Source organism: Xylophilus sp. PBN-3R (genome assembly GCF_057747805.1).
The window spans coordinates 4,772,410-4,798,330 of the sequence record NZ_CM173225.1 but is presented as its reverse complement, the minus strand read 5'-3'; the positions used below and the strand labels follow the sequence as shown (position 1 = coordinate 4,798,330).

The following is a 25,921-nucleotide window of genomic DNA, read 5'->3' as shown; positions in this document are numbered from 1 at the left end:
TCAGGCGCCGAGTTGGCGTGCGACGAACGTGGTGCGCAGCGGCAGCTTGGCAGCAGCCAGCTTGAACGCTTCACGGGCCAGTTCTTCTGGAACACCGACGATCTCGAAAACGATCTTGCCGGGTTGGATTTCAGCGACGTAGTACTCGGGGTTACCCTTACCGTTACCCATCCGCACTTCTGCGGGCTTGGTAGAGATCGGCTTGTCGGGGAACACACGAATCCAGATACGACCACCACGTTTGACGTGACGCGAAATCGCACGACGTGCGGCTTCGAGTTGACGTGCCGTGAGGCGGCCGCGGTCGGTGCACTTCAGGCCGAAGTCACCGAATGCCACCGAGTTACCTCGGGTGGCAACGCCGGTGTTGCGGCCTTTTTGTTCCTTGCGGAACTTGCGGCGAGCGGGTTGCAGCATGTTATTTCTTCCTTAAGCGGCTGATTACTCAGCCTTTGCACCGTCCGCTGCTGCAGCGGGCGCGGCTACCTTGCGGACGCGCTTAACGGTAGAGGGATCGACGGCACCGCCGGCACCGGCGGGCTTGTCGCTGCCATCGGCAGGCGCGGTGTTGCCACCGAACGTGCGGCCACCGTCGCGGCGGGGAGCGCCGGCGCCAGGACCACGACGGTCGGAACCAGGACGATCGCCCGGACGGCCATCACGACGCGGACCACGCGGACGACGTTCCTCGTCGCGAGGCTCGACCACTGCGGGCAGATCGTTGCGGCCCAGCGTGTCGCCCTTGTAGACCCAGACCTTGACGCCGATGACGCCGTAGGTGGTCTTGGCTTCCGAGACACCGTAGTCGATGTCGGCACGCAGGGTGTGGAGCGGCACGCGGCCTTCGCGGTACCACTCGGTACGTGCGATTTCGATGCCGTTCAGACGGCCGGCAGACATGATCTTGATACCTTGGGCACCCAGACGCATGGCGTTCTGCATGGCACGCTTCATGGCGCGGCGGAACATGATCCGCTTTTCGAGCTGCTGGGTGATCGAGTCGGCAATCAGCTTGGCATCGATTTCTGGCTTGCGCACTTCTTCGATGTTGACGGCGACCGGCACCTTCAGGATCAGAGCGAGTTCCTTCTTCAGGTTCTCGATGTCTTCGCCCTTCTTGCCGATCACCACACCCGGACGAGCCGAGAAAATGGTGATGCGGGCGTTCTTGGCGGGACGCTCGATCAGCACGCGGGAAACCGCGGCGTTCTTGAGCTTGGCCTTCAGGTATTCACGAACCTTGATGTCTTCACCGAGCATGCCGGCGAAATCACGGTTGCTCGCGTACCAGCGGCTGGCCCAGTTACGGCTGACCGACAAGCGGAAGCCGGTAGGATGGATTTTCTGTCCCATATTTCTTCCGAACCTTAGTTGCCGACCGTCACGTACACATGGCACGTGGGTTTGCTGATGCGGTTGCCGCGGCCTTTTGCACGAGCGGTGAAGCGCTTGAGCGTGGTGCCTTGCTCGACGTAGATGGTCTTGACCTTCAGTTCGTCGATATCAGCGCCGTCGTTGTGTTCGGCGTTCGCGATGGCGGACTCCAGGACCTTCTTGACGATGCCGGCTGCCTTCTTTTGGGTGAAGGCCAGGATGTTCAGGGCTTGATCGACCTTCTTGCCGCGGATCAGGTCGGCAACGAGCCGGCCCTTGTCGACGGAAAGGCGAACGCCACGGAGGACTGCACGTGTTTCGGACATGTCTTCTCCTTACTTCTTCTGGACTTTTTTGTCCGCAGGGTGGCCCTTGAAGGTGCGCGTCAGGGCGAATTCGCCCAGCTTGTGGCCCACCATCTGGTCCGTGATATAGACCGGCACGTGTTGCTTGCCGTTGTGGACCGCAATGGTCAGACCGATGAAATCGGGCAGAACCATGGAGCGACGCGACCAGGTCTTGATCGGCTTCTTGTCCTTGTTGGTGACGGCCTTGTCGACCTTGGCCACCAAGTGATGGTCAACAAACGGACCCTTTTTAAGAGAGCGAGTCATTTGTCAATCCTTACTTCTTGCGGCGCGACACGATCATGGACTGCGTGCGCTTGTTATTGCGGGTGCGGTAGCCCTTGGTCAGGTTACCCCATGGATCCACAGGTGCCATGCCGGTACCGGTGCGGCCTTCGCCACCACCGTGCGGGTGATCCACCGGGTTCATGGCGACACCACGAACGGTCGGGCGGATACCCATCCAGCGCTTGACACCGGCCTTGCCCAATTGGCGCAGGCTGTGTTCTTCGTTTGCAACTTCACCGATGGTGGCGCGGCATTCGATGTGGATCTTGCGGACTTCACCGGAGCGCAGGCGGACCTGAGCGTAGATGCCTTCGCGAGCCAGCAGCGTCGCGGAGGTGCCAGCCGAGCGGCAGATCTGCGCGCCCTTGCCGGGCTGCATTTCGATCGCGTGGATGGTCGAACCCACCGGGATGTTGCGGATCGGCAGGGTGTTGCCTGCACGGATCGGAGCTTCCGAGCCGGACATCAGCGAAGCACCCGGCTCCACACCGCGCGGAGCGATGATGTAGCGGCGCTCGCCGTCTGCATACACCACCAGGGCGATGTGCGCGGTACGGTTCGGATCGTATTCGATACGTTCGACCTTGGCAGGAATACCGTCCTTGTTGCGAACGAAGTCGACAACGCGGTAATGATGCTTGTGGCCGCCGCCGCGATGGCGAATGGTGATGTGACCGTTGTTGTTACGGCCGGCTGCCTGGAACTGTGGTTCCAGCAGCGGAGCGTGCGGAGCACCCTTGTACAGGTGATCACGCGTGACCTTGACCACGGCACGTTGGCCGGGCGAGGTCGGTTTCATCTTGATGACAGCCATGATTACGCAGCCTCCCCGGACAGGTTCAGCTCTTGGCCCGGCTGCAGCGTGACATATGCTTTACGCACGTTGTCGCGGCGACCGAAAGACTTGCCGAAGCGCTTGGCCTTGCCCTTGGTGTTGAGCACGGAGACACCCTTGACCTCGACCTTGAACAGCAGTTCGACTGCAGCCTTGATCTCGGGCTTGGTGGCGTCCTGCAGGACCTTGAAGGTCACAGCATTGGACTTTTCGCCGACCAACGTGGCTTTTTCAGACACGATGGGTGCGACGAGGACGGACAGCAGGCGGCCTTCGGCGAAGGTGCGCTGTGCGGGAGTAGGGTTGACGCGGCTCATGCGAACATCTCCTTGAGCTTCTCGACCGCACCCTTGGTCACGAGCACTTTCTTGAAGTGCACCAGCGACACCGGGTCAGCGTAACGCGGCTCGACAACCAGGACGTTGGTCAGGTTGCGCGATGCCAGGTACAGGTTTTCGTCCACTTCTTCGGCGATCACCAGCACGGACTCGACGTTCAGCGCCTTGAACTTGGCAGCCAGTGCCTTGGTCTTGGGCGAATCGACAGTCAGGGAATCGACGACCACCAGACGGCCTTCGCGGGCCAGCTGCGAGAAGATCGAAGCCATACCGGCGCGGTACATCTTCTTGTTGATCTTCTGGGTGAAGTTCTCATCCGGGCTGTTCGGGAAGGCGCGACCGCCCCCACGCCAGATCGGCGAAGAGGTCATACCGGCACGAGCGCGACCGGTGCCCTTTTGCTTGAACGGCTTCTTGGTGCTGTGATGGACCTGTTCACGGTCCTTCTGTGCACGGGTGCCCTGGCGTGCATTGGCACGGTAGGCGACGACGATCTGATGGATCAGGTCTTCGTTGTAGGCACGGCCGAAAACGGTTTCAGGCACTTCGAATTTCGAAGCCTGGCCTTGTTCGTTCAGGAGTTCGAGTTCCATTACTTCGCTCCCTTGTCAGCAGCTTTGGCCTTGATGGCCGCGCGCACGGTGACGAAACCGTTCTTGGCGCCGGGGATTGCACCCTTGATCATCAGCAGCTGGCGAGCTTCGTCGACACGGATCACATCCAGATTCTGGACAGTGGTGGTGACGTCGCCGCGGTGGCCGGACATTTTCTTGCCTGGGAACACACGACCTGGATCCTGCGCCATCGAAATCGAGCCGGGAACGTTGTGCGAACGGCTGTTACCGTGCGACGCGCGCTGCGACTTGAAGTTGTGACGCTTGATGGTGCCGGTGAAGCCCTTGCCGATGGAGGTGCCTTGCACGTCCACTTGCTGGCCGACGGTGAAGAGCACTTCTGCCTTCAGAACGCCACCAGTGGTGTATTGACCAGCGGTTTCGCTCGTGACGCGGAATTCGCGCACGATCTCACCGGCTTCGACACCGGCTTTGGCCAGGTGACCAGCTTGTGGCTTGGTGACACGCGATGCCTTGCGGGCACCGAACGTCACTTGCAAGGCAACATAGCCGTCAGTTTCTTGGGCCTTGACTTGGGTCACGCGGTTGTTGGACACGTCCACCACCGTGACAGGCACTGCATCGCCGTCATCAGTGAAGAGGCGCATCATGCCCACCTTGCGGCCCAGCAACCCGAGGGAGTTGCTTTGACTCATGGTTTTTCTCCAAAACTCCCACCGAAGCCACTGCAATTGGCGACTACGTTCCAAGGACCGTCGGCCGAATAGCCGAGCGGCATGGATGAGAGAAGGTTAATAAAATCCGCGCAATTTACCTCAGGCATGCAAGCAGTGCCCAAAATTTGCGCAGCCGCCGATGTTAGCACGCTGCTTTTGCCTACGCAACAAGCAGATGCTGCACAAATGGAAAAACCCCGCCCGGCGTTGTCACCGGGCGGGGTTTTTTTGCAGTCAAGCAACCGGCGAACCGGTCACGGTTTACTGCAGCTTGATCTCGACGTCGACGCCCGCAGGCAGATCGAGCTTCATCAGTGCGTCAACCGTTTTGTCGGTGGGATCCACGATGTCCATCAGACGCTGATGCGTACGGATTTCGAACTGGTCACGGCTGGACTTGTTGACGTGCGGCGAGCGCAGGATGTCGAAACGCTTCATGCGGGTCGGCAGGGGCACGGGACCCTTGACGATCGCGCCGGTGCGCTTCGCGGTGTCGACGATCTCGGCTGCGGACTGGTCGATCAGCTTGTAATCGAAAGCCTTCAGGCGGATGCGGATCATTTGCTTGGACATGGTGATATCTCCTGATTTCTATTGACGATCAGGCGATGATCTTGGCCACGACACCGGCGCCGACGGTCTTGCCGCCTTCGCGAATAGCGAAGCGCAGGCCTTCTTCCATGGCGATCGGGTTGATCAGCTTGACGGTGATCGACACGTTGTCGCCAGGCATGACCATTTCTTTGTCGGCCGGCAGCTCGATGGCACCGGTCACGTCGGTCGTGCGGAAGTAGAACTGCGGACGGTAGTTGTTGAAGAACGGCGTGTGACGGCCGCCTTCGTCCTTCGACAGAACGTAGACTTCAGCGGTGAAGTGCGTGTGCGGCTTGATCGAGTTGGGCTTGGACAGAACCTGGCCACGCTCGACGTCTTCACGCTTGGTGCCGCGCAGCAGCAGGCCGACGTTGTCGCCAGCCTGGCCCTGGTCCAGCAGCTTGCGGAACATTTCCACGCCGGTGACGGTGGTCTTCTGCACGTCGCGGATACCGACGATTTCGATTTCTTCGCCGACCTTGACGATGCCGCGCTCGATACGACCGGTCACGACGGTGCCGCGGCCGGAGATCGAGAACACGTCCTCGACGGGCATCAGGAAGGCACCGTCCACAGCGCGCTCGGGCGTGGGGATGTAGGTGTCCAGCGCGTTGGCCAGGGCCATGATGGCTTCTTCACCCAGCTTGCCGGTGTCGCCTTCCAGGGCCAGCTTCGCCGAACCGTGGATGATGGGGGTGTCGTCGCCTGGGAAGCTGTACTTGTCCAGCAGCTCGCGCACTTCCATTTCGACCAGCTCGAGCAGCTCGGCGTCGTCGACCATGTCGCACTTGTTCAGGAACACGATGATGTAAGGCACGCCCACCTGGCGAGCCAGCAGGATGTGTTCACGGGTTTGGGGCATCGGGCCGTCAGCGGCCGAGCACACCAGAATGGCGCCGTCCATCTGGGCAGCGCCGGTGATCATGTTCTTGACGTAGTCGGCGTGACCGGGGCAGTCGACGTGAGCGTAGTGGCGGTTGGCCGTTTCGTACTCGACGTGGGCGGTGTTGATCGTGATGCCGCGGGCCTTTTCTTCAGGCGCTGCGTCGATCTGGTCGTAAGCCTTGGCTTCGCCGCCGAACTTCTTCGACAGAACGGTTGCGATCGCAGCCGTCAGCGTGGTCTTGCCGTGATCGACGTGACCGATGGTGCCCACGTTGACGTGGGGCTTGGTCCGTTCGAATTTTCCTTTTGCCATTACTTTTCTCCAAAGAGCTTCCCCGTGTGAGGTTTAACGTCTGCATTCGATTGCTGATTCGCTTCGCACGGGGGACAAAGCGGCACCGGATCGCAGACAAAAAAAGATCCGACCCCGAAGGGCCGGACAGCGGCCGATTACTTGGCGCGCGAGGCCATGATGGCTTCGGCGACGTTACGCGGGGCTTCCGAGTAATGCTTGAATTCCATCGTGTAGGTCGCACGACCTTGCGACATCGAGCGCAGGGTGGTCGAGTAGCCGAACATTTCCGACAGCGGGACCTCGGCCTTGATGGCCTTGCCGCCACCGACCATGTCGTCCATGCCCTGGACCATGCCGCGACGCGAGGACAGATCGCCCATCACGTTGCCGGCGTAGTCTTCCGGGGTTTCGACTTCGACAGCCATCATGGGTTCCAGGATGACCGGACCAGCCTTGCGGCAGCCTTCCTTGAAACCGAAGATGGCAGCCATCTTGAAGGCCAGTTCGTTCGAGTCCACGTCGTGGTACGAACCGAAGTGCAGCGTGACCTTGACGTCGACAACCGGGTAACCGGCCAGCACGCCCTGCGTCACGGCTTCGTTGATGCCCTTTTCCACGGCCGGGATGAATTCACGAGGAACCACACCGCCCTTGATGGCGTCGACGAACTCGATGCCCTTGCCCGGCTCGTTGGGCTCGATCTTCAGCACGACGTGGCCGTATTGACCCTTGCCGCCCGACTGACGCACGAACTTGCCTTCGGCTTCTTCGACGGTCTTGCGGATGGTTTCGCGGTAGGCCACTTGCGGCTTGCCGACGTTGGCTTCCACGTTGAACTCGCGCTTCATGCGGTCCACGATGATTTCCAGGTGGAGCTCACCCATGCCGGAAATGATGGTCTGGCCGGATTCTTCGTCGGTCTTCACGCGGAAAGAAGGATCTTCCTGGGCCAGGCGCTGCAGCGCGATGCCCATTTTTTCCTGGTCGGCCTTGGTCTTCGGCTCGACGGCCTGCGAGATCACCGATTCCGGGAACACCATGCGTTCGAGGGTCACGATGGCCGTCGGGTCGCACAGGGTTTCGCCGGTGGTGACTTCCTTCAGACCGACGCAGGCAGCGATGTCGCCGGCGCGGATTTCGCTGACTTCTTCCCGGTTGTTCGCGTGCATCTGCACGATACGGCCGATACGTTCCTTCTTGCCGCGGACCGGGTTGTACACGCTGTCGCCCTTGGTCAGGACGCCGGAGTACACACGCACGAAGGTCAGCTGGCCGACGAACGGGTCGGTCATCAGCTTGAAAGCCAGGGCAGAGAACTTCTCGCTGTCGTCGGCCTTGCGGACCACCGGCTGTTCGTCTTCATCGGTACCCGAGACCGGCGGAATGTCGGTCGGAGCCGGCATGTAGTCGATCACGGCGTCGAGCATGGCCTGCACGCCCTTGTTCTTGAAGGCCGAGCCGCACAGCATCGGCTGGATTTCGCCGGCGATGGTGCGCGTACGGATGGCCAGCTTGATTTCGGCTTCGGTCAGTTCCTCGCCTTCGAGGTACTTGTTCATCAGCTCTTCGCTGGACTCGGCGGCGGCTTCGACCAGCTTTTCGCGGTATTCGTTGCAGACGTCGACGATGTTCGCCGGAATCTCGCCGTACTGGAAGGTGACGCCCTTATCTTCGTCCCAGATGATGGCCTTCATCTTGACCAGATCGACGATGCCCTGGAAGTGTTCTTCGGCACCGATCGGGATCTGGATGACGACGGGATTGGCCTTCAGGCGGTCGACCATCATCTGACGGACGCGCAGGAAGTTGGCGCCGGTACGGTCCATCTTGTTGACGAACGCAAGACGGGGCACGCGGTATTTGTTGGCTTGGCGCCAGACGGTTTCCGACTGGGGCTGCACGCCGCCGACGGCGTCGTACACCATGACCGCACCGTCGAGCACACGCATCGAGCGTTCGACTTCGATGGTGAAGTCGACGTGGCCCGGGGTGTCGATGATGTTGATGCGGTGTTCGTCGTAGTTCTGCGCCATGCCCTTCCAGAAGCAGGTGGTGGCGGCCGAGGTGATCGTGATGCCACGCTCTTGCTCTTGTTCCATCCAGTCCATTGTGGCAGCGCCGTCGTGCACTTCACCGATCTTGTGGTTCACGCCGGTGTAGAACAGGATGCGCTCGGTCGTGGTGGTCTTGCCGGCGTCGATGTGCGCAGAAATACCGATGTTGCGGTAGCGCTCGATGGGGGTCTTGCGGGACATAAAAATTACTCCGTTAACGGACGGAAGCCCGCCCACCGCAAAAGCAGGTGGATCGGGCTTCCGGCCAGTCTATTGTGGAAGACGGCTGTGACAGTTCTTAGAAGCGGAAGTGGCTGAAGGCCTTGTTGGCTTCTGCCATGCGGTGCACTTCGTCACGCTTCTTCATCGCACCGCCACGGCCTTCGGTGGCTTCCAGCAGTTCGTTGGCCAGACGTTGGGCCATGGACTTTTCACCGCGCTTGCGAGCGGCTTCCTTGATCCAGCGCATCGACAGTGCCAGGCGGCGAACCGGACGCACTTCGACGGGCACCTGGTAGTTGGCACCACCGACGCGGCGGGACTTCACTTCGACCATGGGCTTGACGTTGTTGATGGCAACGACGAAGGCTTCCAGGGGGTCCTTGTCAGGGTTCTTCTTTTCGATCAGGTCGAGGGCACCGTAGATGATGCGCTCGGCGACGGCCTTCTTGCCGCCTTCCATGATCACGTTCATGAACTTCGAGAGTTCGACGTTGCCGTACTTGGGATCCGGCAGGATTTCACGTTTGGGGACTTCGCGACGACGTGGCATTTTTCACCTCTTGAATTGCTTCAGTTGGCATCCTTGGCGGACACCGCGAGAGTCATACAGAACTCTCACTTACTCGACCCGGAACATCGGGTCACTACGCTGCATCTCCGCGCCACGCGGAAAACAGCACCTGAAAACGACTTTTGAAACGCAGGGCTTACTTGGCCTTGGGCTTCTTGGCACCGTACTTGGAGCGCGATTGCTTGCGATCCTTGACGCCTTGCAGATCGAGCGAACCGCGGACGATGTGGTAACGCACGCCTGGCAGATCCTTGACACGACCGCCGCGAACCAGCACGACGCTGTGTTCCTGCAGGTTGTGGCCTTCACCGCCGATGTACGAGATGACCTCAAAGCCATTCGTCAGACGGACCTTGGCGACCTTACGCAGAGCCGAGTTGGGCTTCTTGGGGGTCGTGGTGTAGACACGGGTGCAAACGCCACGGCGTTGCGGCGAGTTTTGCATCGCGGGGCTTTTGGAGTTGGTCTTTTCGACCTCACGCCCCTGACGCACGAGCTGGTTGATGGTTGGCATTGGTTAAAACCCAGATTGAAATCTCTGAACGTCCCAAAACGTTCTGAAACCGAAAACGTGAAACCCTTCGGCAAATTTCCGAAAAGCCTGCCAGTATACGACAGTGCCGGCTTTTTGTGCAACCACCACTGAAGGCTGGCCAGGCCCCCGCTACGGGCGGCCGATTACTTGATCCAAAGCCGGATCGCGTCCCAGCTGCGACCCAGCACGCCGGACTGCGGCACTTCCTGCAGCGCCACCAGCGGCACCTCTAACGGGGGCTGGTCTCCCGCCGTGACACGCAACGTTCCGACCTTCTGGCCCTTGGCGAATGGCGCGACCAATGGATCGGGTCGCGACACATCGATCCTGACCTTGCCCGAGGACCCCGCCGGCACCGCCACCACGATGGCACCGGGTTGACCCAGCGCGAGCGCGTTCTGCGTGCCCTTCCACACCGGCGGACTGACCACCGGCTGGCCGGCATCGAACAGCTTGACGGACTCGAAAGCGGTATAGCCCCAGTTCAACAGTTTCTGGCCTTCGCTGGCCCGCGCGCTTTCACTGGCTGCGCCCAGAATGACCACCAGCAGACGGCGGGTTCCCACGTTCGGCATCTCGCGGTGCGCGGTGGCCACGAGGCAATAACCAGCCGCGTCGGTACGGCCCGTCATCAGTCCGTCGACGGTCGGATCGCGAAATAGCAGCAGGTTGCGGTTGCTGCCATTGGCGGCGGGTGTACCGGAATAGCGGTACTGCCTGATGGCGAAATAACCGATGTCTTCCGGGAAGTCGCGCATCAGCCGGGTGGCCAGGACGGAAAGATCGCGCGCCGTGGTGGTGTGCCCGGCCTCGGCCAACCCTTCCGGATTCTTGTAGACGGTTCGGCTCATGCCCAGCACCCTGGCCTGGTCGTTCATCATCCGGACGAAACGCTCGACACTGCCCGCCACGCCTTCGGCCAGCGCCACGGTGGCATCGTTGCCGGACTGGATGATCATCCCCTTGAGCAGGTCTTCCACCTGAACCTGCATCTTGGGGTCGATGAACATCCGGGAACCCGGCATCTTCCAGGCCTTGGCGCTCACCGGGAAGGTCTGCTGCAGGGTGATCTTGCGGGAACGGAGCGCGTCGAACACCAGGTAGGCGCTCATCAGCTTGGTCAGCGAAGCGGGTTCGACCGGCAGGTCGATGTCCTTCTGCGCCAGAACCTGATCGGCCGTGACGTCAACCAGCAGATAGGACCGGCCGGCCACTTCCGGCGGCGCAGGCGCTGCCTGGGCAAGAAAGCCGAAGGATGCGGCCAGGGCGACCAGGACGAACGCCCTGAGCGCGGACAGAAAACGGGACATGGGCGAATGGCAGAAAGCTGACGTGATCGAGTACCACGGTCGCAAACGGGACCGGCGAGCCCCTTTCGAAAACCGTCCGGAATTATCCGCGAGCCCCTGGCGCCATTCGTCACGCCAGACGTAAGACTCCGTGTCGGCCGACTGCGGTCGCCCCTGACGCGCCTAGCCCCCTACCGCCGACAAATGCCGCACCACCAGGCTTTTCAGCAGGGGCAACTGGCCATGAAAGAAATGGCCGACACCCGGGACGACTGTGACCGGCAGCGTCTGCGGGCGCGCCCAGTCGATCACGTCGGACAGAGGAACCGTGTCGTCCGATTCGCCGTGGATCACCAACGTGCGTTCGTGAGCATCCACCGGCAGGTTCGCCACCTTGAAACGGGTGGTCGCGGTGCCCACGAAAACGATCTTCTCGGGTGAACGGCCGGCCCACAAGGCCTCAAGCACGTGGCTGCAGACGAACGATCCGAACGAGAAGCCGGCCAAAGCCAGCGGGCCTTGGGGTGCCACCTGCTGGACCACCGCCAGCATGTCTTCCTTTTCGGCGCGTCCCTCGTCGTAGGTTCCGGCGCTGGCACCTACGCCGCGGAAATTGAAACGTACCGCCGTCCAGCCGCTTTGGACGAAGGCACGCGCCATGGTCTGTACCACCTTGTTGTCCATGGTGCCGCCAAACAGCGGATGCGGATGGGCGATCACCACCGTGCCCCGGGGTTCGACGCCCGCCGGTGGCTGGTCACGCGCGGCCTCGATGAGGCCGGCGCCGCCTGTCAGTTGCAGGGCTTCGGTCTGTGCATTCACCGGGATCACCTTCCCACGTCCGCCGGCAGGCGCAGTCGCTCGACGGGCCGGCCGTTTTTCAGATGCGATTCGACGATTTCGTCGATGTCGGACTTGTCGACGAAGGTGTACCAGACACCTTCGGGATAGACCACCGCGACAGGCCCGCCTGCACAGCGATCGAGGCAGCCCGCCTTGTTCACCCGCACCCCGCCGACGCCGGCCAGGCCGGCGGCCTTGACCTGCTTCTTGCAGTGGTCGAAGCCTTCCTTGGCGCCGTGCAGCGCGCAGCTGTCCTCGCCGTTCTGGCGTTCGTTGAGGCAGAAGAAGACGTGGTGTTTGTAGTAGTGCGCCTCGCCTGGCAGATCGGGGGCTTCGTGGGTGTTTTGGCTCATGCCGGCGATTCTAGGCAGCAGGCGGCACGGTGACGCGCTCCCGCCGGGAAACCCGCAACAGCAGGTAAACCAGCGCACCGAAAGGCCAGAGCCAGCCGAGCCATTGCACCAGCCCATGGAACCGTATGAACCGGCCCTGTTCCCAGGTCTGCAGGGTCTGCCAGAAATAGGCGCTGGTGGGTGCCTGGTTCAAAACATTGAGATGCCAGACCACCGCCAGCAGCGCGACCGCGGCGCAGGCCCGGCGCGGCAGGCGCAGGCAGGCCGCCGCCAGCAGCACGCCGAGCGCCAGCCCCACCTTTACCGGCAAGGTCAGCCATTCCCATGCATGCACCGGCCCGTAGCTCAGGGCCGAAGAAAGCGCCGTCACCATTGCGCCGACCACCAGCGCGCCGAGCCCCATGCCGACCCGCAGGCGCCAGTGGCGGGCGATCGAATAAGCCATCAGGCAGGGCACCAGGAGGCCCAGTGCCACGCAAAGGAGCTCGGCGCCGGGCACCAGCGGCTGCAGGTCGATCTCGCGGATCGGCAGCCAGTCCAGGAAAGGGGTGTCGTCGAACAGATCGGCGGCGGCGTCTTCCAGCCGTTCCAGCACCTGACCCAGGCCGAACGGCACCGCCACCGGAAACAGCAGCGCCATCGGCCACAGCGCCAGCAGGACGATGGCGCCGCGCGCATCGGCGATGAACCAGCGTTCGCGTAGCCGCGCCCAGCTGGCCACCGCGCCCACGCGCTCCAGCCCCCACGCCAGGGCAGCGCCGCCGAACGCGCCGGCGGAATTCAGCGCCAGGTCGACATTGGACGGCACCCGCGTCGGCAGGTAGCTCTGCATGGTTTCGAGGGTGAGCGAAAAGAACATCGCACAAGCCGTCAGCAGCACGATGCCGCGCACGCCCTGGCCCGAACGCAAGGCCGCCAGCGCCAGCAGGAAACCCAGCGGCCCGTAACCCAGCACATTCGCGGTGACATCGAAACCTGTCCACCAGCGAGGCAGCGGTGCCCACAGAAAAGCCCAAGGCACGATGCCCTGGTCACGCCATTCGCCGAACGGATAGAGGCTGGCGTACGCGATCAGCGCCATGTAGGCCAGCGCCAGCGGCCCGGCGGCGGTACGGGTCCGGGGTGGCAGATCGACGGACGCCACGGCCGCCTCAGAAAGGCTTGACCACCACGAGGATCACCGCCGCCAGCAGCAGCAGCACCGGCACTTCGTTGAAGAAGCGGTACCAGCGCGCGCTGCGCTGGTTGCGGCCCGCGCGGAACTTGCGCAGCAGGCTCCAGCAGGCATGGTGGTAACCGATGGCCAGCAGCACCACGAACAGCTTGGCATGCATCCAGCCCTGGCCTCGGCCGATGCCGTAGACCATGAACAGCCAGGTACCCAAGGCCAGCGCGGGCACGGCGAGGATGGTGGTGAAACGCAGCAGGCGGACCGACATGCCCAGCAGGCGGTCACGTTCGGCGGTGGATTCGGGCGATACCTGTGCCAGGTTCACGTAGATCCGCGGCAGATAGAACAACCCGGCGAACCAGCTGGCGATGAAAACGATGTGAAGCGACTTGATCCAGAGCATGAGCATGGGCTCGAGTGTAGGCAAACCGGGCCGCACAAAAAAAACCCGGCTCGTCCGAAGGCGGCGCCGGGTCTGGGAAGCCTCATCGGCGTCACCGCACGAATCGGCACCCGCTCAGGGAGGAAAAGCGGGGAACGGCCGGGCCGTCCGGGGGCGAATCTAGCAAAGCGCCCCAGGCGCCACAACCGGGGAAATTCCCCAGTAACGCCCTCGGGCCGGGGGCTGTGTTGCAATCCTGGCACGGCCTCCGGGCTCTTCTCCTGCACCGACCGCGAGTCTTCGAATGCACCACGCACCTACGCCCTATCCCCTGTCACGGCCACGCCGCCTGCGCCGCGACGGCTTCAGCCGCAAGCTGGTCCGCGAACACAGCCTGACCGCCCATGACCTGATCTACCCGGTCTTCGTGCTGGATGGCCAGCAGCGCCGCGAGACCGTCGCCTCCATGCCCGGCGTCGAACGCCTGAGCCTCGACCTGCTGCTGCCGGTCGCCGAGGAATGTGTCGCGCTGGGCATCCCTGTGATGGCGCTGTTCCCGGTGATCGACCCGGCCATCAAGACACCCGACGGCATCGAGGCCACCAACCCCGACGGCCTGATCCCGACCGTGGTGCGTGCCCTCAAGGCCCGTTTCCCGGAACTGGGCGTGATGACCGACGTCGCGCTCGATCCCTACACCAGCCATGGCCAGGACGGCCTGCTCGACGAACACGGCTACGTCATCAACGACATCACTATCGAGATGCTGGTGCGCCAGGCGCTGGTGCAGGCCGAGGCCGGTGTCGACATCGTGGCGCCCAGCGACATGATGGACGGCCGCATCGGTGCGGTGCGCGCCGCCCTCGAAGAAGCCGGCCACATCCACACGCGGATCATGGCCTACAGCGCCAAGTACGCCAGCGCCTTCTACGGACCGTTCCGCGATGCCGTCGGCTCCGCCAAGAACCTGGGCAAGGGCAACAAGATGACCTACCAGATGGACCCGGGCAACAGCGACGAGGCGCTGCGTGAGGTGGCGCTCGACATCTCCGAAGGCGCCGACATGGTGATGGTCAAGCCCGGCATGCCTTACCTGGACATCGTGCGCCGGGTGAAGGACGAGTTCCGTGTGCCCACCTTCGCCTACCAGGTGAGCGGCGAGTACGCCATGATGCAGGCCGCCTTCGCCAACGGCTGGCTCGACCGCGACGCCACCACCATCGAGGCGCTGCTGGCCTTCAAGCGGGCCGGCGCCGATGGCGTTCTGACCTATTTCGCGATCCAGGCCGCCCGCCTGATCAGGCAGCAGCAAGTCTGAGGGGCCGACCGATGCGAGTCTTTGCGTTGCAGGGTGGCAGGGTCCAGGAAAGCGACAGCCTCGACACCCCCATGCCGCCCGGCGGGTTCGTCTGGATCGCCTGCACCCGCAAGGAGCTCGAAGCCGGTATCGGCGTGATCCAGCAAACCTTGCAGCGTCTCGCCGGCGTGCAGCTGGTCGACCTGCACGTCAGCGACCTGTTGAACCGCCAGCTGCCGTCGCATTACGACTACACCTCGCAATACGACCTGCTGGTGTTCCGGCGACTCGGCGCATCGACCAGCGGCACCACCGCCCGGCTGGCCGACGACCCGTCCTCGGCACCGCTGATGCCCGGCGGTCCGCTGGTGCTGCGGCGAATCGACACGACGCCGGTCGGATTCGCCGTGTTCGACCAGGTGCTGCTCACGGTCCACCCGGAGGACTGCATGGTGCGCGACGCCTTCGCCGCCCGCCTGCTGGCCGGCCACGCCACCGAAGCCCGCACCACCGGCGCACGCACGCCGGCCAGCCCTGCCGACCTCATGCTGCGCATCGTCAACCTGATGGTCGACAGCTACCTCGAACTGCGGCGCGAGCTCACCCGCCAGCTCGATCACTGGCAGACCGAACTGCTGCGCCCGCGCCCGCGCCTCACCGACTGGAGCGCCCTGCTGGATGCCCGCATGGCGCTGCACCACCTGGACGAGATCTGCGAAGACCAGCGCGCCGCGGTGCAGGACTGGATCGACGCACTGGAAACCTGGCCCGCCCCGAAGACGCCGCCTGCCGAACGCGAACGCGACCTGCTGATGGTGCGCAGCCGCGACGTGCTGGAACATATCGAGCGGGTGGTCCACCACGTGCGCCGCCTGGAACAAAGCGCCGAAACCGCGGTGCAGATGCATTTCAGCGTCCAGAGCAACCGCACCAACGACATCATGCGGTTGCTGACGACGCTGACCGCCATCTTCCTGCCGCTGAACCTGATCGCCGGCATCTTCGGCATGAATTTCGAGTTCATCCCGCTGGTGCACAAGCAGGATGGATTCTGGTGGGCGATGGGCTCGATGGGCGCCATCGCCCTGGTGCTCATCGCCTGGTTCTGGCGCAAGAAGTACCTGTCGCGCCCCGCCCGATAAAGCGGGGCCGGAAAATCAACCCAGGTGGGTCTTGAAGAACGCCAGCGTGCGTTCCAGGGCCAGCTTGGCGGAAGGCGCGTCGTACGAACCGCGCTGGTCGCAGTTGAAGCCGTGGTGGGCGTCGTAGACATACACCGGCACATCGGGATGGGCCTTCTTCAGCGCCTCGACGCTTTCCAGGCTGATGTGGTCGTCCTGCGAAGCGAAGTGCGCGATGACCGGCACTTGTGGCTTGCGGGCAATCTCGGCTTCGGTGGTCGCGCCGCCTCCGTAGTACTCCACCGCTGCCGACAGGCCCTGCACCAGCGCGGCCGAACGCCACACCAGCAGGCCGCCGTAGCAGTAACCCACGATACCGACCTTGCCCGCCTTGGCTGCATAGGAAACGGCTGCCTGGATGTCCTGCAGCACACCCGGCGCCGGCAACGCCTCGACCGCCGCTTTCAGGCGCATGCCCTCCTGCATGTCGGGGCCGGTGTAGCCCAGGTTCACATCCTTCTGCACACGCTCGAAGGTGCCCGGCGCCACGGCCAGGTAACCCTGCGCGGCGTAACCGTCGGCGACCGAGCGGATGTGCGAGTTGACACCGAAGATCTCCTGGATCACGACGACGGCTCCGCGCGGCGTGCCCGAGGGTTCGGCGACGTATGCGGAAAATTCGAAGCCGTCGGCGGCGGTGAGGGTAATGGTCGAAGAGGCCATGGATTCAATGCTCCTGTGAATGGATGGGGGCGGTTTTAACGCAGGCTCGGCCGGTCTGCCGGCCTGGGGAATTAACGCGGGCGGGGCGCCAGCCGGGCCAGCCAGGCCTCGATTTCGTCGCCGGCCGCATCGGTCGCGGCGGTCAGCGCCTGCACGCCGCCGGCCGCGTCGGCAGTGGCCGCCGGCCTGCGCAGCACGAAGACCCGCTGCCCGATGAAACTCTCGCCCTGGGGCGAGTTGTCGACCAGCGTGACGCGCAGCCGCACCACACCTTCGCTCTGGCCGGGGCCGCTGAAGACCTGGCTGAACTCTTCGAGCTGCAGCCGCAGGATGCGCGGAAGATCGCCTTCGATGCGCTTCTGCGACAGCAGGTCGTCGGCATCCAGCACCGGGCGGTTGGCACCCAGCCGTTCGCGCACCCGTTGCCGCACCAGCTGGGCCTGCGGCAATACCCAGCGGGCGTGGGCGTAGGGCCGCAGTTGCTGTGCGTCGGTGTACAGCAGCCGGTAGGTGATGGCGGCGGTGTCGGGCACCCCCGCGCTGTCGATGTCGGCCAGCGCGATGGGCGGCAAGCTGCGCGAGACATCCTGCGCCGACGGCGTCAGCAGGCCCGCGCCGAAGTCGTATGAAACCGGTCGCGATGGCTTGTCGGGCAGCGACGAACAGGCAGCCATCGACAGGACGATCGACGCCAGGGTGGCATGGCGGAAAAAAGCGGCTTTCATGGGCGGTTGGCTCCTGCGGTCGGCGGCACGAAACCCGGCTCGCCCGGCCCCGGCCGTGCCTCGCCGTTACCGAAGAGCAGCGACTGCGGGTTGTCGTTGATGTTGGTCACCGTGCGACTCAGCTGGCGCATGGCGCGCGAGGCGTCGTCGGTCACCCGGTTGATGCGCGGCAGCGTGGTCGTGCCGATCACGTCGACCGCATGGCCGAGGGCACCGGTGCCCTCGGCGAGCTTGTCCAGCGGGCCGTCCTTTTCATTCAACCGGGCCGCCGTGCTGCTGATCTGGTTCGCCGCGGTGGAAACATCGCCCGCGGCGCCCTGCAGCGATTTCAGCGTGACCGTCGCCTGGTCCAGCGTGCGCGGCATCGCCGCCAGCGCAGGGTCGACCCGGTCGGTCAGCGTGGCCTGCATGCGTTCGGTCAGCACCGCCACATTGCCGGCGGCCTTGCCGATGTTGTCCAGCGCCAGCGAGATGCGTTTCTGGTTGTCGTCGCTCATCAGGTCGTTCAGGCGTTTGGTGGCGTCCTCGACTTGGGCCAGGATGGCGGGTGCGCTTTCGGTCAGCCGGCCCAGCTGCGACGGCTTGATCGGCAGGCGTTCGATGCCGTCTTCGCCCGGCAGCACGACAGGCTGGGGTTTTTCGTCGTCGTCCAGCTGCACGAAGGCCAGGCCGGTCACGCCCTGGTAGGCCAGCGAGGCGAAGGTGGTGGGCGTGACGGGCGTGTTTTCGCGCACCGCCAGCTGCACCAACACGTTGCCAGGCACCTGCGGGTCGAAACCGATGCGGGTGACCTTGCCCACCGGCACGCCCTTGAAACGCACCGGCGCCTGCAGCTGCAAGCCGGTGACCGTGTCGCCGGTGCTGAGTTCGTAGTCTCGATAGCTGCCGGTATCGCGTGTGAGCCAGACGGCCAGGCCGATCAGCATGAGGGTCAGCACCAGCACGAAGATGCCGGCCGCCATCGCGTGCGATTTGTTTTCCATGTCTGTCAGTCCTTGTCGCCCATCGGCGCGGGCGGTGAGAGGGGTGGTAACGGAGCCATGGCGCGGCGTCCGCGTTCGCCCTGGAAATAGGTGCGGATGAAGGAATGGTCGACCAGCGCCACCTCGCGCGGCGGCCCGTCGGCGATCACCTTCCGGTCGGCCAGCACCGCCACCCGGGTGGACAGCGCGAAGAGTGTGTCGAGGTCGTGCGTCACCATGATCACGGTCAGGCCCAGCTCCTGGTGCAGCGAGCGCAGAAGGTCGCAGAAATCGTCTGATGCGCTGGGGTCCAGCCCGGCCGTGGGTTCGTCCAGCAGGAGCAGCGGCGGGTCCATGACCAGCGCCCGCGCCAGGGCAACACGCTTGATCATGCCGCCGGACAGGTCCGACGGCATCTTCAGCGCGTCGGCGGGTTTCAGGCCGACCATCTGCAGCTTGACCATCGCCGCATCGCGCGCCAGAGCGGTAGGCAGCGTGCCCAGTTCACGCAGCGCGAAAGCCACGTTGTCGAGCACGTTGAAGGCCGAGAAAAGCGCGCCTTGCTGGAACAGCATGCCGACCCGGCTCGATGCACCGCGCCGCCCCATCTGCGCCGCAGGCTCACCCAGCACTTCGACCGTGCCTTCGGCCGGTGTTTCGAGGCCCAGCATCTGACGCAGCAGCACCGTCTTGCCGGTGCCCGACCCGCCGACCAGCGAAAGGATTTCGCCCTTCATCACCCTCAGTGCGAGATGGTCGTGAATCACCACCCGGCTACGGCCTTCGCCGAAAGCGGTCACCAGGCCTTCGATTCGGACGACGGGTTGCTCCATGTTCGAGACCATCAGATGCCGACGTTGCGGAAGACGATGGCGAACAACGCATCGACCAGGATCACCACGGTGATCGAGGTCACCACCGAAGCCGTGGTGCCCTTGCCGAGGCTTTCGGTGTTGGGCTCGACCCGCATGCCGTAGTGGCAGCCGATGAGTGCGATCAGCACACCGAACACCATCGACTTCAGCACCGCGATGCCCAGGTTGGGGAGGCTCACCGCCTGCGGCAGGGCGTTGACGAAATAGGCGGGCGTGATGTTCATCGCCAGGTCGGCCGCCAGCATGCCGCCGGCCAGCGAGGCCAGGATGGTCCACACACCGATCAGCGGCATCGCCACCGCCAGCGCCAGCGAACGCGGCATCACCAGGCGGAAGCCGTGCGAGATGCCCATGACCCGCATCGCGTCGAGTTCTTCGGTGACCCGCATGACACCGATCTGCGCAGTGATGGCCGAACCCGAACGGCCGGCCACCAGGATGGCGGCCAGCAGCGGCCCCAGTTCGCGCACCAGCGAAATGCCCAGGATGTTGACGATGAAAGACTCGGCGCCGTACTGGCGCAGCTGCATCGACATCAGGTAGGCCAGCACCACGCCGATGAGGAACCCCACCAGCGCGGTGATGGGCAGTGCCGTGGTGCCCATCTGGTAGAGATGACCCGAAATGTCGCGCCACGGCCCGGTGCGGGGTTTGCGCACCAGGCGCATCAGGTCGAGCGACAGCTGGCCGATCATTTCGGTGAGGGCGCGCGCCTGTCCCAATGCCTCGACGACCCGCCGGCCGAGCGAATTGAAGCCGCACATGACACTGAAAGCCGGCTCGGGAGGCGATTCGACACTGAAACGCTCGACCCGCTCCAGCATGCTGCGCTGGCTGTCGGTGGCATCGAGCTCCTTCGGCCAGCGGCGGCCCCAGGTGGTCCACAGCAGTTGCGCGCCGACGTGGTCGAGTTGTTCGATGGACGCCAGGTCCCAGCGTGGTTCGGGGGTGGATCCAAGCCGCTTCAGTTCGGCGTCGAGCGAACGCCAGACTGGCCGGATGCCCAGCTGTGCCGACGTCCAGCGTCCTTCCAGCCGCACACCGGCGGACGGGCTGGACGCATCACGGACGATGCGGGGCGGAGATTCCTCGACGGACAAGTGGCGACAGATGAAGGGAGAAAGAGACCACACGGCGCAGGTGCGCAGCGACGGGTGACCATGTTACGAGGGCTGGCCTCGTGATTGTGTCAGCCGACGGGCCGTTACCGCATCCTCCTCATGAGGCACCCAATCGACGTAAGCCCCGGGTAAGCCCCTATGCACTAAAAACGCGCATGGTCTAAAGTCCGTCTCGCTGCAGGGCCCGAGGCTCTGCAAGAGCGAGGACCCCGAGGAGACAAACGCGCTAACCAGAATCAATATTCGGCCCGAGCATCCCTAGAGAGATGCGGGCAGACTCCCCAACGCCAGGCTTGCCTGGCGTTTTTTTTCGTCCCTCGCACTCTAAAATGCAGCCCCACGCACCGGCAAGGTGATTTTTGCCGCGCCATGCCACCGTTTGGGGCGCGCCCGCCAGCTGCCTTGCTCCTCGTCATCTGAAGAAGTTTCCATGGAATTGATCTGGGCCTGCCTGGCCGCTCTCGGCGCCGGTTTCATCGACGCGGTGGTCGGTGGCGGCGGACTGGTGCTGACTCCCGCGCTGTTCGCCCTGTTCCCCAGCGCTCCGCCGCCGGCCCTGTTGGGTACCAACAAGGCCAGCGGCATCTGGGGCACTGCCGTGGCAGCGCGGCAATTCGCCCGGCGTGTCGACATGCCCTGGCCGGTGCTGCTGCCGGCCGCCGCGCTGGCCTTCTGCGGCTCGATGGGTGGCGCCTGGACCCTCACCCACTTTCCACCGGACGCCCTGCGCCGGCTGCTGCCCTTCATCCTGCTCGCGGTGCTGCTCTATACGCTGGCCCGCAAGGACATGGGGCGAGACCATGTGCCGCACCTGTCGCGCCGTGCGGCCACCACACTGGCCTGCACGGGCGGCCTGGCGATCGGCTTCTACGACGGCTTCTTCGGCCCCGGAACCGGCAGCTTCCTGGTGTTCTTTTTCGTGCGACTGCTCGGCTATGATTTTCTGCACGCATCGGCCTCGGCCAAGCTGCTGAACACCGCCACCAACCTGGCGGCCCTGCTGCTGCTGGCGTCGAAAGGCCTGGTGTGGTGGCACTACGCCATTCCGATGGCCGTGGCCAACGTGGCCGGCAGCCTGGTCGGCACCCGTACCGCCCTGCGCCACGGGTCGGGTTTCGTGCGTGGCATGTTCATCGTGGTGGTGTCCCTGCTGATCCTGAAAACCGGCTACGACGCCTTCCTGCGTTGACCATGACAGACACGCCCCGCGCACTGATCGATTTCCTGCAGGAAGACGGTGCGCCCCTGCGTGTGGCGCTGGACGACTGCGCCGCTGTGCTGCGCGCCGACACACCCGACCAGGTGCGCGTCGTGCTGGATGCGGCCGAACGCCATGCCCGGGCTGGCGCCTGGTGCGTCGGCTACCTTCGTTATGAAGCCGCCGCTGCGTTCGACGCAGCCTTCGAAACCCATCCGGCCGACGGTCCGCTGGCCTGGTTCGGCGTGTTTCGCACGGTGGGCCCGTGGCCCGAGTCGACCGGCGCCTTCGCCGCCGACGCCACTGGATGGTCCACCGCCCTGGACCGTCCCACATTCGACGCCCGCATCGCCCGCATCCACCAGGCCATCCGGGCCGGCGAGACCTACCAGATCAACCTCACCGCACCTTTGCGCAGCCGATTCGAGCGCGATGCCGAAGCCGCGGAGGCCTGGTTCCACGCCCTGCAACGGGTGCAGCCGCGGAGCTACGCCGCCTTCATCGACACCGGCGAGGAACAACTGCTGTCGGTGTCGCCCGAACTGTTCTTCGACTGGCGCGACGGCCGCATCGTTTCGCGCCCGATGAAAGGCACCGCGCCCCGCGGCGCCAGTGCCGCGCAAGACGCCGAACAGATGCGCACGCTGCTGGCGTCCGAAAAGGAACGGGCAGAGAACCTGATGATCGTGGACCTGATCCGCAACGATCTTTCCCGCATCGCGCAGCCGCATACGGTGCGGGTGCCAAGGTTGTTCCAGGCGCGCGCCTGGCCGACGGTGTGGCAGATGACGTCGGACGTGAGCGCGACGACTCGTGAAGGCACGCGGCTTTCGGATGTGTTCGGCGCCCTGTTTCCTTGCGGCTCGGTGACCGGGGTTCCGAAGGTGCGTGCGACCCGGTTGATCCACGCGCTGGAAGACGGCCCGCGGGGCGTCTATTGCGGCGCCGTCGGTGTGCTGCAACCGGGCGGCGCGGCCACCTTCAACGTACCGATCCGCACCGTCCAGTTGCGCGGCGGGCAGGCGGTATGCGGCATCGGTAGCGGCGTCACCATCGACGCACAGGCCCAGGGCGAATGGGACGAATGGCAGAACAAGCAGGGCTTTCTGCACGCCGCTTCCCGCCCCTTCGAACTGCTGGAAACGCTGCGGCTGGAGCAAGGCGAATACCGCTGCGCGGACAGGCATCTGCAACGGCTGGCGGGGAGTGCAGGGCACTTCGGGTTCGGTTTCGACATCGAGACCGCCCGACAGGCGCTGGCCCGCCTGGCCGACGCGCATCCGGAAGGCCTGTGGCGGGTGCGCCTGCTTTTGGCCGCATCCGCAGAAATCCGTGCCGAAGCCTTCGCCATGAGCGAAACCCCGACGCCGGTCACGGTGCAACTGGCCGCGCAACCCTTGGATGATGTGCACTTCGATTTCCTGCTGCACAAGACCAGCCGACGGGCGCATTACGACCGCTTCACGCCCACGGACCCGGCGGTGTTCGACACCTTGTTGTGGAACGCCCGTGGCGAGGTGACCGAATTCACCCGGGGCAACGTGGCGGCCCGGCTGGCCGACGGCCGGTGGATCACCCCGCCCCTGTCGGCCGGCCTGCTGCCGGGCGTGGGCCGGGCCCAGGCGCTGGCCGACGGAAGGGTGACCGAAGCGGTCTTGCGGGTGGAGGACCTGCCCGGCCTGAAGGCCCTGGCCTTCGTCAACAGCCTGCGCGGCTGGCTGCCGGCACGGCTCCCGACGGCAGGCTGATCGGCGACCTCAGGGCGCGGCGAGGTGGATGTCGTCCACTTTGCGTGCGGCACCCGTGGGGGCCGAACTCTTGCCGATGCGGGTGTTGGCGATGTCGTCCTCGCTGGGGTAGATGCCGGCCACCCAGTAGTCCATGACCCGGCGGGCGATGGGTGCCGCCGCGCCGGCACCCCAGCCGGCGTTCTCGACGATCACCGCCACTGCGATCTTCGGGTTGACCGCCGGTGCGAAACCCATGAACAGCGCGTGATCGCGCTGGTGTTCTTCCAGCGCCCTGGCGTTGTACTTGGTGTTCTGGGCCTGGGTCACGGCTTGCGCGGTACCCGTCTTGCCGGCAGCCTGATAGGCGGCGCCGGCGAACACCCCGCGTGCGGTACCGCTGGTGATCACACTCACCAGGCCGCCACGCACCACGTCGATGTTGGAGGGCTTGTAACCCATGTTTTCCGGCGCTGGCTGCGCCACCGGGACATCGACCCGGGCGACCGGGTCGCGCACCGCACGCACCAGGTGAGGCCGGTGCTTGACGCCGCCGTCGGCCACGATGGAAGCCGCCTGCGCCAACTGCAGCATGGTGAAGTTGTTGTAGCCCTGGCCGATGCCCAGCGAAATGGTTTCGCCGGCGTACCACTTGCGCTGCTCCGGCCGTTTGTAGGTCCGGCGTTTCCAGTCGGTGCTGGGCAGCACGCCGGTCAGCTCGCCCGGCAGGTCGATGCCGGTGACCTGGCCGAAACCCAGGGGTGCCATGAAGTCGTGGATGGCGTCCACGCCCATCTCGTTGGCCAGCGAGTAGAAGTAAACATTGGACGACAGCATGATGGCCCGCTGCATGTCGACGCCGCCGAGGTTGCCCTCGGGGCTGCCGAAACGGTGGCCCGCGAAGTTGTAGAAGCCGGGGTCGTTGATGACCACGTTGGGTCCGCGTTTGCCGGTCTGCAGCGCCGCCAGCGCCATGAAGGGCTTGTAGGTGGAGCCTGGTGGGTAGGTGCCGCGCAAGGCCCGGTTGAGCAGCGGCTTGTCGAGCGACTCGCTCAGCGCCGACCAGCTTTCCTGGTCGATGCCGTCCACGAACAGGTTGGGGTCGAAGGTCGGCTTGCTGACGAAGGCCAGCACCTCGCCGGTATTGGGGTCTATGGCCACCAGCGCGCCGCGCCGGTCGCCGAACAGGCGCTCCACCATCTGCTGCAGCTTGATGTCGATCGACAGCACCACCGTCTCGCCCGGCGTGGCGGCGTAGGTGGCCAGCCGGCGCACCGCGCGGCCGCCCGCCGACGTTTCCATCTGCTCCACGCCGGTGGTGCCGTGGAGCTGGCGTTCGAAGCTCTGCTCCACGCCCAGCTTGCCGATATGGTCGGTGCCGCGGTAGTTGGACGCATCGTCCGAATCCTCGATGCGTTCCTTTTCGCGCTGGTTGATGCGGCCGATGTAGCCGATGACATGGCTGGCCAGGTCGCCAAAGGGATAGTTGCGGAACAGCCGCGCCTTGATCTCCACGCCCGGGAACTTGAAGCTCTGCGCGGCGAACTTGGCGACTTCGGTATCGGTCAGCCGGATGCGGATCGGCACCGACTCGAAATTGCGGGAATCCTCCATCAATTTTTTGAACCGGCGACGGTCGCGCGGTGTGATCTCGACCAGCGCGTTCAGGCGGCCGATGGTGTCTTCCAGGTCACCCGCCTTCGAAGGCGTGATCTCGAGTGTGTAGGCCGAATAGTTGGTGGCCAGGATTTCGCCGTTGCGGTCGAGGATGAGGCCGCGGTTGGGCACGATCGGCACCACCGCCGTGCGGTTGCTTTCGGCCTGCTCGGCCAGGTCCTCGTGGCGCACGATCTGCAGATAGACGAGCCGGCTGCCCAGCAGGCCGAAACACAGCAGCATCAGCAGAGCGACGGCCAGGATCCGGCGCTTGAAACGCGCCAGTTCCATCTCGGTGCTGCGGATCTCGTTCATGGCCTACCGATCAGAGGGGACGGTTTTCATCGCGGTCGGGCGTGCGCCTTTGCGGCGCCAGCAGCACCACGCTGATCGGAATCCACAGCAGTGAATCGAGCAGCGGCGCGGCCAGGATGCCCCAGCCGGGCAGCGATGCGCCGAGGGCCAGCCGGATCAGCGTCTGCAGCAGGTGCGCCGCGATGAACAGCGGCAGCATCTGCACGGCCTGCAGCGGAATGCCGAACCACAGCAGCCGGCGCTGCAGGCTCACGCCCAGGAAGACCATCACGGTGTAGATGAGCGCGTTCTGGCCCAGCAGCGCGGCATGCTGCACATCCACGCACAGCCCCAATACGAAGGCGATGCCCATGCCCACACGCGAGGGCTGGTGCACGCTCCAGAACACCAGGATGAGCATCAGCACATCCGGCACCCAGGCCACCCGGCCCAAAGGCAGCAACGCCACCAGCAGGCCGACGAACAGGCTCGACCAGATGAAAACCGGGTTGACCGGCAGCAGCAGTTGTTGCGGGCTACGCGCCATGGCGAACC

At 64.4% G+C, this 25,921-nt stretch carries 29 protein-coding genes; 4 read left to right on the top strand and 25 right to left on the bottom strand.

Annotated features, from left to right (window positions below; translation table 11 throughout):
* From rplP to AC3ANW_RS22655, 18 genes are all read right to left on the bottom strand, one after another.
* Positions 1-417, bottom strand: coding sequence for a 50S ribosomal protein L16 (gene rplP, locus AC3ANW_RS22740; protein ID WP_318632573.1), 417 nt, complete (start codon positions 415-417; stop codon positions 1-3).
* Positions 418-441: 24 nt separating this feature from the next.
* Positions 442-1,353: a 30S ribosomal protein S3 gene (gene rpsC, locus AC3ANW_RS22735; protein ID WP_488343085.1), complete on the bottom strand. Its 912-nt coding sequence runs from the start codon at positions 1,351-1,353 to the stop codon at positions 442-444.
* 14 nt (positions 1,354-1,367) lie between these two features.
* Positions 1,368-1,700, bottom strand: coding sequence for a 50S ribosomal protein L22 (rplV, locus tag AC3ANW_RS22730; RefSeq protein WP_488343084.1), 333 nt, complete (start codon positions 1,698-1,700; stop codon positions 1,368-1,370).
* A gap of 9 nt (positions 1,701-1,709) precedes the next feature.
* A complete protein-coding gene (rpsS, locus tag AC3ANW_RS22725) occupies positions 1,710-1,988 on the bottom strand; it encodes a 30S ribosomal protein S19 (protein ID WP_488343083.1) in 279 nt (92 codons plus the stop codon).
* A 10-nt stretch (positions 1,989-1,998) separates the two neighbouring features.
* A complete protein-coding gene (gene rplB / locus AC3ANW_RS22720; protein WP_488343082.1) occupies positions 1,999-2,823 on the bottom strand; it encodes a 50S ribosomal protein L2 in 825 nt (274 codons plus the stop codon).
* Positions 2,824-2,825: 2 nt separating this feature from the next.
* Positions 2,826-3,161 carry a 50S ribosomal protein L23 gene (gene rplW / locus AC3ANW_RS22715; RefSeq protein ID WP_488343081.1) on the bottom strand — a complete coding sequence of 112 codons (336 nt, stop codon included), beginning with the start codon at positions 3,159-3,161 and terminating at the stop codon, positions 2,826-2,828.
* Entirely contained in the window at positions 3,158-3,775 is a 618-nt protein-coding gene (gene rplD / locus AC3ANW_RS22710) for a 50S ribosomal protein L4 (RefSeq protein WP_488343080.1), read from the bottom strand. Before rplD ends, rplW begins: the two co-directional genes overlap by 4 nt.
* Entirely contained in the window at positions 3,775-4,452 is a 678-nt protein-coding gene (rplC, locus tag AC3ANW_RS22705; RefSeq protein WP_488343079.1) for a 50S ribosomal protein L3, read from the bottom strand. Before rplC ends, rplD begins: the two co-directional genes overlap by 1 nt.
* 282 nt (positions 4,453-4,734) lie before the next feature.
* A complete protein-coding gene (gene rpsJ, locus AC3ANW_RS22700; RefSeq protein ID WP_160552852.1) occupies positions 4,735-5,046 on the bottom strand; it encodes a 30S ribosomal protein S10 in 312 nt (103 codons plus the stop codon).
* A 28-nt stretch (positions 5,047-5,074) separates the two neighbouring features.
* Entirely contained in the window at positions 5,075-6,265 is a 1,191-nt protein-coding gene (tuf, locus tag AC3ANW_RS22695; RefSeq protein ID WP_488342597.1) for an elongation factor Tu, read from the bottom strand.
* Between the two features lie 137 nt (positions 6,266-6,402).
* Complete coding sequence (fusA, locus tag AC3ANW_RS22690; protein ID WP_488343078.1) at positions 6,403-8,502, bottom strand: elongation factor G; 2,100 nt, start codon at positions 8,500-8,502, stop codon at positions 6,403-6,405.
* A gap of 97 nt (positions 8,503-8,599) precedes the next feature.
* Complete coding sequence (gene rpsG / locus AC3ANW_RS22685) at positions 8,600-9,073, bottom strand: 30S ribosomal protein S7 (RefSeq protein WP_055837645.1); 474 nt, start codon at positions 9,071-9,073, stop codon at positions 8,600-8,602.
* A gap of 157 nt (positions 9,074-9,230) precedes the next feature.
* A complete protein-coding gene (gene rpsL / locus AC3ANW_RS22680) occupies positions 9,231-9,608 on the bottom strand; it encodes a 30S ribosomal protein S12 (RefSeq protein WP_318632581.1) in 378 nt (125 codons plus the stop codon).
* 164 nt (positions 9,609-9,772) lie between these two features.
* The gene (locus AC3ANW_RS22675; RefSeq protein WP_488343077.1) at positions 9,773-10,939 is read right to left on the bottom strand and encodes a D-alanyl-D-alanine carboxypeptidase family protein; all 1,167 of its coding nucleotides are present in this window, start codon (positions 10,937-10,939) and stop codon (positions 9,773-9,775) included.
* 162 nt (positions 10,940-11,101) lie between these two features.
* On the bottom strand, positions 11,102-11,740 hold the full coding sequence (locus AC3ANW_RS22670; protein WP_488343076.1) for an alpha/beta hydrolase: 639 nt from the start codon (positions 11,738-11,740) through the stop codon (positions 11,102-11,104).
* Between the two features lie 5 nt (positions 11,741-11,745).
* Positions 11,746-12,114, bottom strand: coding sequence for a (2Fe-2S) ferredoxin domain-containing protein (locus AC3ANW_RS22665; protein ID WP_488343075.1), 369 nt, complete (start codon positions 12,112-12,114; stop codon positions 11,746-11,748).
* 10 nt (positions 12,115-12,124) lie between these two features.
* Entirely contained in the window at positions 12,125-13,195 is a 1,071-nt protein-coding gene (locus tag AC3ANW_RS22660; protein ID WP_488345496.1) for a VanZ family protein, read from the bottom strand.
* A gap of 70 nt (positions 13,196-13,265) precedes the next feature.
* On the bottom strand, positions 13,266-13,688 hold the full coding sequence (locus tag AC3ANW_RS22655; protein ID WP_488345495.1) for a CopD family protein: 423 nt from the start codon (positions 13,686-13,688) through the stop codon (positions 13,266-13,268).
* Positions 13,689-13,971: 283 nt separating this feature from the next.
* On the opposite strand from AC3ANW_RS22655, the gene hemB reads away from it, so the two are divergent.
* Both hemB and AC3ANW_RS22645 read left to right on the top strand, forming a co-directional pair.
* Positions 13,972-14,985 carry a porphobilinogen synthase gene (gene hemB / locus AC3ANW_RS22650; protein WP_488343074.1) on the top strand — a complete coding sequence of 338 codons (1,014 nt, stop codon included), beginning with the start codon at positions 13,972-13,974 and terminating at the stop codon, positions 14,983-14,985.
* Positions 14,986-14,996: 11 nt separating this feature from the next.
* Positions 14,997-16,106, top strand: coding sequence for a magnesium transporter CorA family protein (locus AC3ANW_RS22645; protein WP_488343073.1), 1,110 nt, complete (start codon positions 14,997-14,999; stop codon positions 16,104-16,106).
* Positions 16,107-16,121: 15 nt separating this feature from the next.
* Here AC3ANW_RS22645 and AC3ANW_RS22640 read toward each other — a convergent pair whose 3' ends face one another.
* The 5 genes from AC3ANW_RS22640 to AC3ANW_RS22620 all read right to left on the bottom strand — a co-directional run bounded on the left by AC3ANW_RS22640 (position 16,122) and on the right by AC3ANW_RS22620 (position 20,470).
* Positions 16,122-16,808, bottom strand: a complete 687-nt coding sequence (locus AC3ANW_RS22640) for a dienelactone hydrolase family protein (RefSeq protein ID WP_488343072.1) — start codon at positions 16,806-16,808, stop codon at positions 16,122-16,124.
* A 71-nt stretch (positions 16,809-16,879) separates the two neighbouring features.
* On the bottom strand, positions 16,880-17,533 hold the full coding sequence (locus AC3ANW_RS22635) for an ABC-type transport auxiliary lipoprotein family protein (protein ID WP_488343071.1): 654 nt from the start codon (positions 17,531-17,533) through the stop codon (positions 16,880-16,882).
* On the bottom strand, positions 17,530-18,516 hold the full coding sequence (locus tag AC3ANW_RS22630; protein ID WP_488343070.1) for an MlaD family protein: 987 nt from the start codon (positions 18,514-18,516) through the stop codon (positions 17,530-17,532). The genes AC3ANW_RS22635 and AC3ANW_RS22630 overlap by 4 nt, the downstream gene beginning before the upstream one ends.
* A gap of 5 nt (positions 18,517-18,521) precedes the next feature.
* Positions 18,522-19,328 carry an ABC transporter ATP-binding protein gene (locus AC3ANW_RS22625; RefSeq protein ID WP_488343069.1) on the bottom strand — a complete coding sequence of 269 codons (807 nt, stop codon included), beginning with the start codon at positions 19,326-19,328 and terminating at the stop codon, positions 18,522-18,524.
* Positions 19,329-19,339: 11 nt separating this feature from the next.
* Positions 19,340-20,470, bottom strand: a complete 1,131-nt coding sequence (locus AC3ANW_RS22620; protein ID WP_488343068.1) for an MlaE family ABC transporter permease — start codon at positions 20,468-20,470, stop codon at positions 19,340-19,342.
* 451 nt (positions 20,471-20,921) lie between these two features.
* Here AC3ANW_RS22620 and AC3ANW_RS22615 point away from each other — a divergent pair, with 451 nt between their 5' ends.
* Positions 20,922-21,680, top strand: coding sequence for a sulfite exporter TauE/SafE family protein (locus AC3ANW_RS22615; RefSeq protein WP_488343067.1), 759 nt, complete (start codon positions 20,922-20,924; stop codon positions 21,678-21,680).
* Between the two features lie 2 nt (positions 21,681-21,682).
* Positions 21,683-23,437 carry an aminodeoxychorismate synthase component I gene (pabB, locus tag AC3ANW_RS22610; protein ID WP_488343066.1) on the top strand — a complete coding sequence of 585 codons (1,755 nt, stop codon included), beginning with the start codon at positions 21,683-21,685 and terminating at the stop codon, positions 23,435-23,437.
* Between the two features lie 9 nt (positions 23,438-23,446).
* Here pabB and mrdA read toward each other — a convergent pair whose 3' ends face one another.
* Complete coding sequence (gene mrdA / locus AC3ANW_RS22605) at positions 23,447-25,387, bottom strand: penicillin-binding protein 2 (RefSeq protein WP_488343065.1); 1,941 nt, start codon at positions 25,385-25,387, stop codon at positions 23,447-23,449.
* A 10-nt stretch (positions 25,388-25,397) separates the two neighbouring features.
* A complete protein-coding gene (mreD, locus tag AC3ANW_RS22600) occupies positions 25,398-25,913 on the bottom strand; it encodes a rod shape-determining protein MreD (protein WP_488343064.1) in 516 nt (171 codons plus the stop codon).
* Between the last annotated feature and the right edge of the window lie 8 nt (positions 25,914-25,921).